Source organism: Streptomyces sp. CNS606 (assembly GCF_000426325.1).
Window position 1 is genome coordinate 43,557 of record NZ_AUFD01000012.1, and the last position, 12,352, is coordinate 55,908.

The 12,352-nt window shown below is 71.1% G+C and carries 14 protein-coding genes; 6 read left to right on the forward strand and 8 right to left on the reverse strand.

From position 1 onward, the window contains the following. Positions 1-309: 309 nt before the first annotated feature. From K304_RS0109805 to K304_RS33315, 3 genes are all read right to left on the reverse strand, one after another. Positions 310-501 carry a hypothetical protein gene (locus tag K304_RS0109805; RefSeq protein WP_027763603.1) on the reverse strand — a complete coding sequence of 64 codons (192 nt, stop codon included), beginning with the start codon at positions 499-501 and terminating at the stop codon, positions 310-312. 71 nt (positions 502-572) lie between these two features. After that, entirely contained in the window at positions 573-767 is a 195-nt protein-coding gene (locus K304_RS0109810; protein ID WP_027763604.1) for a hypothetical protein, read from the reverse strand. A 102-nt stretch (positions 768-869) separates the two neighbouring features. After that, entirely contained in the window at positions 870-1,172 is a 303-nt protein-coding gene (locus K304_RS33315) for a hypothetical protein (RefSeq protein ID WP_158687324.1), read from the reverse strand. Positions 1,173-1,259: 87 nt separating this feature from the next. Here K304_RS33315 and K304_RS0109815 point away from each other — a divergent pair, with 87 nt between their 5' ends. From K304_RS0109815 to K304_RS28230, 4 genes are all read left to right on the forward strand, one after another. Further along, on the forward strand, positions 1,260-2,840 hold the full coding sequence (locus K304_RS0109815; protein WP_158687325.1) for a hypothetical protein: 1,581 nt from the start codon (positions 1,260-1,262) through the stop codon (positions 2,838-2,840). A 96-nt stretch (positions 2,841-2,936) separates the two neighbouring features. Then, the gene (locus K304_RS28225; protein WP_037789827.1) at positions 2,937-3,875 is read left to right on the forward strand and encodes an ABC transporter ATP-binding protein; all 939 of its coding nucleotides are present in this window, start codon (positions 2,937-2,939) and stop codon (positions 3,873-3,875) included. Between the two features lie 141 nt (positions 3,876-4,016). Beyond that, entirely contained in the window at positions 4,017-4,820 is an 804-nt protein-coding gene (locus K304_RS0109825; protein WP_027763606.1) for an ABC transporter permease, read from the forward strand. Between the two features lie 45 nt (positions 4,821-4,865). Beyond that, positions 4,866-6,161 (forward strand): histidine kinase, encoded by a 1,296-nt coding sequence (locus tag K304_RS28230; RefSeq protein ID WP_051308207.1) that lies wholly within the window; start codon positions 4,866-4,868, stop codon positions 6,159-6,161. A 43-nt stretch (positions 6,162-6,204) separates the two neighbouring features. Here the strand turns inward: K304_RS28230 and K304_RS0109835 are convergent, their stop codons facing one another. Together K304_RS0109835 and K304_RS0109840 are read right to left on the reverse strand one after the other, a co-directional pair. Next, a complete protein-coding gene (locus tag K304_RS0109835) occupies positions 6,205-6,867 on the reverse strand; it encodes a potassium channel family protein (RefSeq protein ID WP_027763607.1) in 663 nt (220 codons plus the stop codon). Then, a complete protein-coding gene (locus K304_RS0109840; RefSeq protein WP_037789830.1) occupies positions 6,860-8,227 on the reverse strand; it encodes a potassium transporter TrkG in 1,368 nt (455 codons plus the stop codon). The genes K304_RS0109835 and K304_RS0109840 overlap by 8 nt, the downstream gene beginning before the upstream one ends. A 551-nt stretch (positions 8,228-8,778) precedes the next feature. Between K304_RS0109840 and K304_RS0109845 the strand changes: the two genes are divergently transcribed. Then, positions 8,779-9,030, forward strand: coding sequence for a hypothetical protein (locus K304_RS0109845; protein WP_027763609.1), 252 nt, complete (start codon positions 8,779-8,781; stop codon positions 9,028-9,030). 1,852 nt (positions 9,031-10,882) lie between these two features. Then, entirely contained in the window at positions 10,883-11,092 is a 210-nt protein-coding gene (locus K304_RS0109860; protein ID WP_158687326.1) for a helix-turn-helix domain-containing protein, read from the forward strand. 51 nt (positions 11,093-11,143) lie between these two features. On the opposite strand, the gene K304_RS0109865 is transcribed toward K304_RS0109860, so the two are convergent. The 3 genes from K304_RS0109865 to K304_RS28235 all read right to left on the reverse strand — a co-directional run bounded on the left by K304_RS0109865 (position 11,144) and on the right by K304_RS28235 (position 12,337). Next, complete coding sequence (locus K304_RS0109865) at positions 11,144-11,389, reverse strand: hypothetical protein (RefSeq protein WP_027763612.1); 246 nt, start codon at positions 11,387-11,389, stop codon at positions 11,144-11,146. 14 nt (positions 11,390-11,403) lie between these two features. Continuing rightward, positions 11,404-11,859: a hypothetical protein gene (locus K304_RS0109870; protein WP_027763613.1), complete on the reverse strand. Its 456-nt coding sequence runs from the start codon at positions 11,857-11,859 to the stop codon at positions 11,404-11,406. 76 nt (positions 11,860-11,935) lie between these two features. Then, a complete protein-coding gene (locus K304_RS28235) occupies positions 11,936-12,337 on the reverse strand; it encodes a hypothetical protein (protein WP_037789835.1) in 402 nt (133 codons plus the stop codon). Positions 12,338-12,352 lie beyond the last annotated feature (15 nt).

Consider the following 12,352-nt stretch of genomic DNA (forward strand, 5'->3'; position numbering starts at 1 on the left):
TACTGGGAGAGGTATTCCAGCGAGGAGGAGAGACTCGAGAGTGCAGCAAGACGTTCCGCGACACCTATTGCCTGGTCTCGACTCACCGGTACCGGCGAGAACACAGAGGAAGCTATCTTCTTGACCAACTTCATACCGATGGTTTCCTTCGCACTGCAGCAGGCCGACGCACGTGGGCGTACGATGACGAATGGGCTGCCGGGCCGCGATTGCGGCGCGGCCCGGCAGCTTTCCTCCGTGTCCGGCCCTCGCAATGTGTTACGAAATACCGACGGAGTTTCTCAGTGCTGAACCGTCAAAGGGGACGGGTCAGTCGTTGACGCCGGCCTCGTAGGCCTGCACGCCCAGCCAGGCGACGCCCGCGCCACCGGCGAAGCCGACGCCGAAGGCCACGAAGCCCGGGGTCGCCTGCACCGGCGCCATGGCGCCCAGCTCGGTGGTGGCACCGTCGTCCAGCTTCTCCGGGGTGACGGCGATCACGCTCTCGGTGATACGGCTCATTGCACTCTCCTCTGCTTGATGCGGTTCACGAAGGTGATGGTGCGGGGGTCGAGCAGACCGGCGGGGGCCGGTCAGCCGTTGGCGACGCCCCAGGTGTAGGCGCCGACGACGGCGCCCGCGCCGGCCACGCCGCCGGCGACGTACCAGCAGGTGGCGACGGCGGCCACGGGGGTACCCATGACCGGGGCGGGCGCGGTCTCGTGGAAGCCGTTCTCGAGCGAGCCGAACTCCTGCCCGTTCATGAACGTGGCGATCTTCTGCTCCATGCGGAGCCTCCTGTGTCTCGGTGGAACGCGATCACCGGGACGGCTCGGTGCCGCCTCGGCCACACCCGGCGATTACCGCCGGGCAGCTCTGGGGTTCGGCCATCAGTTCCGGGTGGCGGTGGTCCGCTCTTCGAGAGGGAGCCGGACGCAAAGTCCGGACCTTTTCCCACCGCGCAGGGACATGAATCCACGATCGCCGGGCGTCGCCTCGTCGTTGAATCCTGGACAGCCCTTAACCTGCGCGTAAGCCATGAGAAGAATCCCCCAACCAATCGGAGAAAGATCATCACCTTGGGTGCCCTGGTCGAGGGACACCGTGAAGTCGAACTCATTTCTGATGGCGCGCAGTTGACGATAAGCGCAGTTAAAGACCCGGCCAAGGGGGCCCTCTGTGATCTGTATCACACTAGGGAAATTACTAGCTCTTCCTGTGGGCACACAATTTGCGCCGCAAAATAAGATTCTGCTGGCGGATCTGGGAACACTGCGGGCATGTATCTCAGGAAGACACAGCGAAAGAACCGTGACGGCCGCGTCGTGCGCTACCTCCAGATCGCGAGGAATCAGCGCGTGGGCGGCACGACGCGAGCCGAGATCCTGCTCAGCTTCGGCCGCGAGGACGCCCTGGATCCCGGGGTGCTGCGGCGCCTGGCCGACTCCATCCACCGCTACCTCGGCGAGACGTCGGACGCGACACGGCCGCTCTCCGAGAACCTGCCGCAAGTCGAGGCCGCGCGCCCGGTCGGCGCCGCCTGGCTGCTGGACGGTCTGTGGCGGGCCCTGGGCATCGGGCCGGCACTGACCCGCCTGCTGGGCGACGCCGACACGGAGCGCGTCGTCTTCGCCCTGGTCGCCAACCGCGCCCTCGCCCCGGAGTCTCCGAGACCCCTGGACCGGTGGGCCGCGGAGGAGGTGGTGGTTCCGGGCCTGCCCGAACTGGGCGGCAACGGCGCCGCGCTGGCCGCCATGGACCTCCTCCTGGAACGCGAGGCGGACCTCCGTCGCACGGTGCGGGAGGGGATGGCACGGGCAGTTGGTGCGCCGAAGGCGTGGGCCTCGTCCCGGCAGCGGGACCTGGTGTTCTTCGACGTCCCGGGCACCGACGGGCTGCCCCCGCTCCTGGTGGGTCTCGCCGTCACCGACGAGGGACTGCCGGTCGGTTGCTGGTCGTGGCACGCGGAGGACGCGGCCTCCGCCCCGGGCGACTGCCTCGCGGACGACCCGGGCTCCGCGGCGGCGGACTCCCTGCGCACCGTCGTCGTGCGCAGCTCCAGACGCTCCCAGCTCCTCGCCTCCGAACCGGGTTTACGCCCCCTCGTGGTGACGGGCGAGAGCCTGCGGACGAGCCCCGAGGCGGGCGAGACCCTCCCCCATCTGGAGGGCCGCCACCGCCGCGTCGGGACGGACCTGACGGTCCGCGACCTGCGCCTGGGCGAGGACGGCCGGCGCCGCCGCGTGCTGTGGCGCAGTGCCCGGGAGGCCGAACACGAGGCTGTGCAGCGCGCCGCGCAGCTGGACCTCGTCGCAGCGGAGCTGGCCAGGACGACGGCTGACTCGTCCCGCCGGGGCGGCCCGGACTCCTCCGCACAACAGGAGCTCCTCGGACACCCGCTCCTGGGCCGGTGGCTCACCCGGTGTCCCGGCACGGGCTCGCTCGTCGTCGACCCGGACGCGATCGACGGGGACGCCCGGCTGGACGGCGCCCACCTGCTGACGCCCCTGACCTCCGACGTGGGGACGGAGCAGGCGGCAGCGGGCTACGCCGCCCTGCTCGGCACCGAGCGGGCCTTCTCCGCCATGGCCTCTCCCCGCTACTTCCAGCCGGTGTACCACCGCCTGGAGGACCGGGGCCGGGCACACGTCCTGCTGTGCTGGCTCGCTCTGCTCCTGACCAGCGTCGCGGAGCTCCGCACCGCCCGGCCGTGGGCGAGCATCGCCGGCGAGCTGAACCGCGTCCGGAAGCTGACCTTCCGCCATGACGGCGGACGCCGCCATCGCCTCTCGCGCGTGGACGCTGCGCAGGAACGGTTGTTCGCCGCCTGCGGGGTGCCGGTGCCGTCCCGCGCCGGGTAGCCCCGGCTCGCGCCGGGCCCCCGGCATGACATACCTCATGTGACGTCGTGACGACACGCACTGCTCCTCATCCTCCGAGAACGGAAAGCTGGAGACATGAACGCGATCGAAGTGGACGAACTGAAACGCAGTTACGCGGAAGGCTTCGAAGCCGTGCGCGGCATCAGCTTCTCCGTCCGTGCCGGCGAGGTCTTCGCCCTCCTCGGGGTGAACGGGGCGGGCAAGACCTCCACCGTCGAACTGCTCGAAGGGCTGGCCCGGCCGAGCGGTGGAAGCGTGCGCGTGCTGGGGCACGACCCCTACTCGGAGCGGGCGGCCGTCCGCCACCGGACCGGGGTGATGCTCCAGGAAGGCGGGTTCGCCTCGGAACTCACCGTCGCCGAGACCGCCCGCATGTGGGCGGGGTGCACCAGCGGCGCCCGTCCCGTCGAGGAGGCGCTCGGCCTGGTGGGTCTCGCCGGCCGGCGCGCCGACGTCCGCGTCAAGCAGCTCTCCGGCGGCGAACGGCGACGCCTGGACCTCGCGCTCGCCATGCTGGGCCGGCCGGAGGTGCTGTTCCTCGACGAGCCCACGACCGGCCTGGACGCCGAAGGGCGCCGTGACACCTGGGAGTTGGTCCGGGGGCTGCGCGACGAGGGCACCACGGTGCTGCTCACCACGCACTACCTCGAGGAGGCCGAGGAACTCGCCGACCGACTGGCGATCATGCGGGACGGCCGGATCGTCGCCGCGGGGACGCCCTCCGAGGTGACCGCCGCGCAGCCCGCCCACATCCGCTTCCTGCTGCCCGCGGGAGTCGAGGAGGACCGGCTGCCGCAGGCGCTGCGCGCGACGGTCGAGGGGCGCCGGGCCGAGATCCGCACCACGACGCTGCAGGAGACCCTGAGGGCGCTCCTGCAGTGGGCACACGAGCAGAACGTCACGCTGGAGGCGCTGGACGCCCGCTCCGGAACGCTCGAGGAAGCCTTCCTGGACATCGCACGCGCCGACGACGGCGAGTCGGGAACGGCCAAGGCGGAGGTCGCGCATGCGTAGGGCGCGCTGCCCCGTACCGGCACACCCCGAGACGGTGCCGGCCCAGTCCGACGCGGTGCCGGCACCGGACCGGCAGCCGCGCCCCGCTCCGAGCGTGCACAGGAAGCGCAGGCGGGGCCTCCCTGGAGAAGGTGGTATCGCATGAGCACGACGACTTCCCCCGCCCCGGCGGGCGTGGCCCGTACGACCAGCGGCGGCAGGCTGGGCGCCCTCAGCCGCGCCGAACTGACCCTGCTGCTGCGCAACAAGACCGCGCTCGTGGTCGCCCTGCTCCTCCCCGTCGCCCTGACCTTCCTCGTGCGCAGCACCGTGGAGAACGTCGACCTGGGCGGCACCGGGCTCTCCGTGGGCTCGGTGATCCTCGCAGCGTCCATCGGGTTCGTCCTGCTCTTCAGCGTGTACGCGAACCTCGTGGGCTTCTTCGTGGTGCGCCGGGAGGAACTGGTCCTCAAGCGGCTGCGCTGCGGCGAGCCCCGGGACGCGGAGATCCTCGCGGCGTGCGCGCTGCCGACCGTCGTCCTCGCGCTGGCGCAGATCACGCTGCTGACGGTGGGCGCGGTGATCGCCTTCGACGTCACCGCGCCGCAGCAGGTGGTGCTGTCCCTGCTGGGCCTGGTGATGGGGCTGGCACTGGCCGTGGCGGCGGCCGCGGTGACGGCCATGTGGAGCCGATCGGCGGAGGCGGCGCAGATCACGACGCTGCCGCTGATGCTGATCACCTTCATGGGATCCGGAGTGGTCATCCCGCTGGAGGTGCTGCCCGACACGTTCGAGACGGTGTGCGGCTTCCTGCCCTTCTCTCCGATCATGGAACTCGTCAGGGGAGGCTGGGCCGGCTCCCTGGACGTGGGCGAGTGGCTGCGCGCGGTGGCCGTGGGTGCGGCCTGGATCGCGCTGGCCGCGTGGCTGGTGTCGGCCAGGTTCCGCTGGGAGCCGCGCCGCTGAGGGCCCGGCCCGAGGACTGGACGAGGACAGGACGAGGAGACAGGCGTGTACGGGTGGGCTCAGGAGAGACACCGGCAGTGGCACGACCGCAGCAGGCATGCGCAGGTCGAGGCGTCGACGCGGTGGATGCTCGGCGCGATGCCGTGGCTCGTGTTCCTGGCCGGCGGTCCCCAGCTCCTCGCCCTCGCAGGCCGCTCCCCGCTGGCCGCCTCCCTGGCCTGGGGCGTCCTCGTCCTCGGCCTCGCCCAGTGCACCCTGGCGACCAGGCTCACGGGCCCCGCGCTGGACGTGTACCTGGGTCTCGGCTCCCTGGCGGGGATGCGCCTGTTCCCCCTGCTGGTGGTACTGGCGGTGAGCACGATCCTGGCCACCGGCCCCGTGACGGTCGCCGAGACCGGGGACGGAGTCCTGCACGGCCTGGTGTTCCTCAGCATGAGCGCCCCGGTGCTCTGCGTCCTCGCGCTGGTCGTCCGGATGCGCACCTACCTCCTGCTGCACGCCGGCTTCGTCGCCTTCGCCATGGCGTCGGCGGCGGCGGGCGGCCGGGCCTGGTCCGACCTGGCGACGACCACCGTCGTCGCCCTCGCGGTCGCGCCCGCGCTGCTGTTCACCCAGCGCTCCACCGGGTGGTACGTCGCCGTGCTGCGGGAACTGGCCGCCGCCCGGGAGGTGCAGACCCGACTCGCCGTGGCGGAGGAGCGCCTGCGCTTCGCACGCGACCTGCACGACGTGCTGGGACGCAATCTGGCCGTCATCGCGCTCAAGAGCGAACTGGCGGCGGAGCTGGCACGCCGCGGCGTCGAGGACAAGGCGACGCGACAACTGGACGAGGTGCAGCACCTGGCCCGCGACTCGCAGCGCGAAGTGCGCGACGTCGTACGTGCCTACCGCCGCGCCGACCTGTCGGCGGAACTCGCCGGAGCGCGCCGGGTGCTGAGCGCCGCCGGGGTGAAGTGCCGGGTCGCCACCGATGACGTCCCCGACGTCGAATCCCTCACCGAGCCGGTGCAGTCCGCGCTCGGCTGGGTGGTCAGGGAGGGCACGACGAACGTCCTGCGGCACGCGCACGGCTCGGCCGTCTGCACCGTCTCGCTGCGGATCACCGGCCACGAGGCGGTGCTCGTGCTGGAGAACGACACGGGCTCCCGCACCGACGCGGCCGGCGACGGTGGGGACGGGACGGGCCTCACCGGCCTCCGCGAGCGCCTGGCGGCACTCGGCGGCACGCTGGCCGTCCAGCGGCCCACCCGCTCCACCTTCCGCGTCACCGCCCGGGTGCCCGTGACCACCGCCCTTCCCTCCCCGTCCCCGGGCCCCGGCCCCCACCCCTCCCGCGCCTGACGCCGCGTCGCCCGCCGCACGCCGCTGTCGCGGGTCCGCGCGGTCAGTTGCTCGCGGCGAAGCGTTCGACGTCGTCGATGCGGCCGAGGACGAGGATGACGTCGGAGTAGTTCAGGACGGTGTCGGGCGCGGCGTGGCTGTACTCGCCGTCGGTGGTCTTCACCGACACCACCGTGAGCCCGTAACGGCTGCGGACACGGCTCTCCCGCAGGGTCACACCGACCAGGTCGCGTGGCGGTTTGAGTTTGACGATGGCGTGGTTGGGGTCGACCTCGACGTAGTCCAGCATGCGGCCGGAGACCAGGTGGGCGACGCGCTCGCCCATGTCGTGCTCGGGAAAGACGACGTGATGGGCACCGATGCGATCGAGGATACGGCCGTGCTGGCGGCTGATGGCCTTGGCCCAGATGTCCTCGATCTCCAGCTCCACCAGGAGGGAGGTGGCCAGGATGCTGGATTCGATGTCGGTGCCGATCCCCACCACGGCCTTGGAGAAGTCCGGCACGCCGAGCTGGCGCAGCGCCTCCATGTCGGTGCAGTCGGCCGCCACGGCGTGCGTGAGTTCACCGGACAGGGCCTGCACCACCTTGGGGCGACTGTCGACGGCCAGCACCTCCGTGCCGCGTTCCGTCAGTTCCAGGGCCAGGGCGCTGCCGAAGCGGCCCAGCCCGATCACGACGACGGGTTCGTCCCTGTGGTCAGCCAACGATGGTCCTCTCCTCGGGAAGTTCGTAGCGACGCGTGCGGTTCCGCAGCGCCAGGGCGGAAGCGAGGGTGAGCGGGCCGATGCGGCCGATGAACATCAGCGCGACGAGGACGCACTGCCCGGCACGCGGCAGGTCGGCGGTGATTCCCGTGGACAGGCCCACGGTCGCGAACGCCGAGACGGCCTCGAAGAGCAGCCGGTCGAGACCGTAGTCGCTCACTCCGAGCAGGACGAAGGTCGCGCAGACCACGACCCCGACGCTCATCAGCACGATGGCGAGGGCCTGACGCTGATTGGCGTCCGGGATGCGACGCCGCCCCACCGTCACCCCGGGCTCGCCCCGCATCTCCGCCCAGATCACGAAGGCCAGCACGCCGAACGTGGTGACCTTGATACCCCCGGCGGTGCCGGCGCTGCCTCCGCCGATGAACATCAGGATGTCCGTCGCGAGCAGGCTCTCCGGTCCCTGGGCCGCGACGTCGATGCTGTTGAATCCGGCGGTGCGGGCGTTGACGGAGGCGAAGAACCCCGCCAGCCACTTCTGGGGGGAGGACAGCGGCCCCAGGGTGCCCGGGTTGGTGTACTCCGCCAAGGTGATGACCAGGGTGCCCGCCACCAGCAGCGCGCCCGTCAGGCCCAGGGTGAGGCGCGTCAGCACCGACCACGTGCGCGGGCTGCGCCAGGACCGGAGCAGCTCGAAGATCACGGGGAAGCCGAGACCGCCGACGACGACGGCGACGCTGATGGTCAGGCTGACCCACGGATCGCCCACGTACCGCATGAGGCTGTCGCTGTTGAGGGAGAACCCGGCGTTGTTGAACGCCGAGATCGCATGGAACACCCCGTCGTAGAGCGCCCGGCCGGGCGGCTGGTCGTGGCCGGCCACGAACGCCGTGGTCAGGACGGTGGCGACCACGGCCTCGGTGCCCAGGCTGAACAGCACGATGTTGCGGACCACGCGGCGCAGGTCGCGCAGGGTGAGGGACTTGGTCTCCGCCTGCGCCAGCAACCGGGCACGCAGGCCCAGGCGCCGGGAGACCAGCACGGCGAACAGGGTGGCCAGCGTCATGATCCCGAGCCCTCCGGCCTGGATCAGCACCAGGATGACGACCTCCCCGAAGGTCGACCAGTAGGTGGGGGTGTCCACGGTGATCAGACCGGTCACGCACACCGCAGAGGTGGACGTGAACAGCGCGTCGACGTAATCCGCACGGGTGCCCGACTCCGTCGCCACCGGCAGCGAGAGCAGGACCGAACCGGCCAGCACCGCCGTGGCGAAAGCGGTGGCGATCATCTGGGTGGGGTGGCGCAGCCCGGCCATCCCCGGCGCCCGCCACGCGCGGCCCGCCTTCCGTTTCACCCTCGCTCCTCGTCCTGGCCCGTCACCGCCCCCGTTCACAGCACGGGAGAGGAGGCCAGCACACGCTACTCCCGCTCCGTGAGCCGGGCGCGGCGGAGGCCCCGGAGCGGAACGAACGCAGAACCGCCCACCACATTGATCGCCCGGCCCGGTGACCGCGGGGTTGCCAGGAGTCATCGTCTGTGGGCGAGACAGGCCACCGCGCTCACGTGGCTGCCGCCGCCCCGCCCGCACTCCTGCGGCCCACGGAGCGCTGCTCACCGCTGCCGTCTCCTCCCACATCGCGGTGGCCATCACCGCATACGCGCGGCGTCCCGCCCAGGACGTCGCCGCGTACGCCGGCACTCTGCCGGCCCAGCCGTGCTTCCGGCATGGGCCTCCCAGCGCGCCCGCAGCGCCAGGCCGGCGAGGTGACGGCTGATCTTTTACTCACGCCGCTGCGTCGCGACCTTCCGGGCGACGTGGCGGGCAGGCCCTTCGCAAAGAGAGGGCCTGCGGTCGTATCGAGGTTCACCGCCAGAGGGCTGTTGGGGCCGGCGCGCACACCACGCATGGACAAGACCGAACCCGGCGCCGTCGGCGTGCTCAACGGCTTCCGCGGCGTCGTCACCACCGTCAGCCCGGACGGGGAACGGATCCAGTGGCGCCGCAACGGCGACGACGGCCGCCCCCAGGTGTTCTCGGCGGAACTGAGCGCCGCCCAGATCGCCGCCGGCGCCCTCTCCCACGGCTACGCCATGACCATCGCCGCCGCCCGGGGCCTCACCACCCAGGTACGCGCTGGCGCACGGCGTGGGCACTGAGGCCAACACCCTGTATCCGGCGCTGTCCCGGGCGAAGGTCGAGACGCATCTGTGGCTGCCCGCCGACGTGGTCGAGGACGGCACCCACCCGCCGCCGACTCGGCCAGGCTCGCAGCGAGACCGAGTTGCTGCAGCGCGCCGTCGCCGCCTACGCCTCCTCCCTCGAGGGCGACCGTCCCGACCGGATGGTCCCCGACGCACTCGCACGTCCGCCCACATCACCCGTGCCCCACGAGGTGCCTGCACCTGCCGCCGGCGACAGCCTCAGCGCGCTGGAGCACCGCGCGGCCATCGCCCGCGCCACGTCCCGTCCCGTCCCTCGACCGCTCGCAGAACACACCGCCGCACGGCGAGACATCACCACCTCCGGTGGCCACACCGTGAGCCCCTCGACCCGCCCGTGCCGCCCTGGCTGCGGCGCCCGTTCGGCGACCTCGCCACCGGCCAGCTGCTCACCCGGACCCAGGCCACCGACCGCGACGCCGCACACGCCGACAAGCGCGCCGGGGAGACCGCCGCCCAAGTGACCGCGCTGCACCGCGAGCTCGGTGCTCTCCTGGTGTGCCGAGGCAGTCGGGACGGCGGACTTCATGTTCACGTTCAAGTACGTCGCGCGTTGCAGGGTTCAGAAGCGGCTCTCGTCAGGCCCTTTGTGGAACTTAGCTCCTGAGCGGCTGGATGCTCGTACGAGACAAAGAACACCTCCATGGGCTTGCGTGGTGTGATTTACACAACTCTTGCCTGTGCGCCTGGCACTGAGTCCCCGACAGCCCCATGGACCCCTCGGCAGGTCAACTGCATGACCTCCTGCCGGTTTTGGTGACGGGGCATCAGCTCCGCGGCACTCGGTGTCACTCTTCGTGCCGACTTCGCTTTGGGCTTCCGCTAGTTGGCGTGCCGAGCCTTCAACGCCCGGGCCGGTACTGTGTTGGGTCATCCACCACCTCCGGTGGGGCCTTCGGCTTCGTGGGTTACTCCATGGGGTCCACGAAGGGGCCCCATGGAAGGAGCCCGGAAGGGCTCCAGAAGGAGGTGACCCGATGGCTGCCAGGCCGGAGGGATGCCGCTGCGACGACAGCACGGCGGGCCGTTGGTACAACCGGATCCGTTGGCTGGGCCCGCTGTACACGGCCTACAGGGCCGGGCGGGAGTTCCTGGAGAGGATCTCTAGGGACTAGCAAAGCCCCGACCAGAGGTCGGGGCCTTGCCTGCAGACGGTATGGGAGAGAGGGCCTCGTCCTCTTGGTTGCTTGGCCGGCACCGAGGGCGGGGCTCTCGCCATGTCTGGGCGCTGAGCAACGGTGCTCCACGGAACGTGTGACGTGAATCACACCAGAAGCAATGCGCAAGGCCCATCTTGCACGCACGCAACCCCTCAAGTCGACCTCCCTGCTCGCTCGACCTAGAGAGACTGACAAACCGTCATGTGTATTTTTGCAGGTCAGGAGCAATGAGTGTGACTCACGCCATGACTCCTAATACTTCTTTCAGGGTGACGCATATGACACACGGGGGACCGAAAATGAGCGGTTCTAGTGCTCTTCTGAGGCGTACTGACGGCTTGACCGCGCCGCCTTCCTTGCCTCGTCAGGGCTCCTGACTGTAGAAGCGGGTGCGCGTGCACACGCACGTACGTAGGTGAGGCATCGAATTCGTGCTCGGCCGGGCCGGTCTGCGGGCCGGGGCATGCGATCAGGGACGGCTGGGGCTGCCTTCGAGCCGCGGCTTGGCGTACCCGGAGAAGCGGCGACCGCAGCCCGCGTCGTGCTCACACGAGCCGGCCACCGCAAAGTCGATGCTCACGGCAGCGCTCGTAGATCGGGTGCCTGTCCGATCCGAGCCGAGCGACCGCGTGGCTCGCGAGCGCCTGCGCATCGGCCGGAACATCGCCACCGCCCGCATGCTGGCGAATCTCACGCAAGAGGGCCTCGCCGCCGCGGCCGGGATCTCTTCCGACACGGTGTGGCGGATCGAAACCGGCAGCCGGTCCGCACGGCTGGACCACCTCATCCAGATCGCGGACGCACTCCGAGCTGACCTGGCGGACCTCGTCGGCCGGTGAGGCCCCGTCCATCCGCCACGGGGGAAGCAGACGGACGGGGCCGGTCTCGGGTCAGCCGCGACCGGCGTCGGGGAAGACGAAGCCGCGCACCGGGCGGCCGTCGTGCCATCCCGGCTCCAGCCGCTCGCCGCCCAGGCGGGCGATCAGCGCATCGAGGGAGGGCAATGTGACGTCCTGGCCGTCGTGCCAGATCCGCCACGCGCCGTCCGGCGTGGCTCCGTCGGCGGGCCCGGGCTCACCGGGCAGACCGATCAGCTCCAGGGCGCGGGCGACCTTGCGGGCTTCGTCTTCCGTCACGGTGTCTCCTCTGGTCAGCCCTTGGGCTTCGGCATGGTCACGATCGGCCCGCCGTCGTCGGAGTGCTGGCAGTCCGCCGCGACGGACACCAGCTCCTTGCCGGGCGCCGTCCACAGGTCGTAGTCGACGGTGAACCCGGCCTCCTCGATCAGGCTCGTGGTGCGGTCGATGACGCGCGGGTCCCAGCGCTCCGGGTCGGGACGCTCAGGGTAGTGGTGCACGAACCCGCCCAGCTGCTCGCACATCTGCGCGTACAGGGCGGTGTGGAGGATCAGGGCGTGCCAGCCCTCGTCCACGACGCGGGACGGGGCGATGCGCGCGTCCGGGAACTGGGCGCACGCGGCGACCCACTTCACGGCCTCGTCCACGATCCGCGTGGCCATGGGCATCTGCATGCCCTTGTTGTTGTCGAGCACGGTGGCGACGACGTCGACACGCTGCTCGGGGGTGAGAAGCTGGTGGATGTCCACTGGTCTCCCTTGGTCGGATGATCTGGTGGTCACCGCCCCCGGGGTCGTCTTGGCGGATGCGCCCCGGGGGCGGGGTCTATGGGCGGTAGCCGCGCAGGACGCGGCGGGGCCGGAGTTCGTAGGTGGTGCCGTCGCCGAGGTACAGGCGCCGGCCCCCGCCTCGTAGGGCGTGCAGGGCGGCCACCCGGAGTGGGGGCCGGTCGCGGCGGAGGTGTACGTGGTCGCCGACGCGGATGGTCGATGCGGTGATCCGGGCGGGCGGCACGGCCGCGGCCCGGCGCGGTGCCCGCTGCTGGCGGGTGGGTGCGGCCAGGGCGTGCCGTACCTGCACCCGGAGGCGGGCGACGCACGCCGCGCAGGCGAACGTCGGGAGCTCCTCGCCCTTCCAGGGGACGTACCCGATCGGCGTCACCAGGATGTCCCGCCGCTCGCACCAGAGCCAGCAGGCGCCGCGCACCCACGACAGCTGCGCGGTCATGTGGTTCGGCCCCAC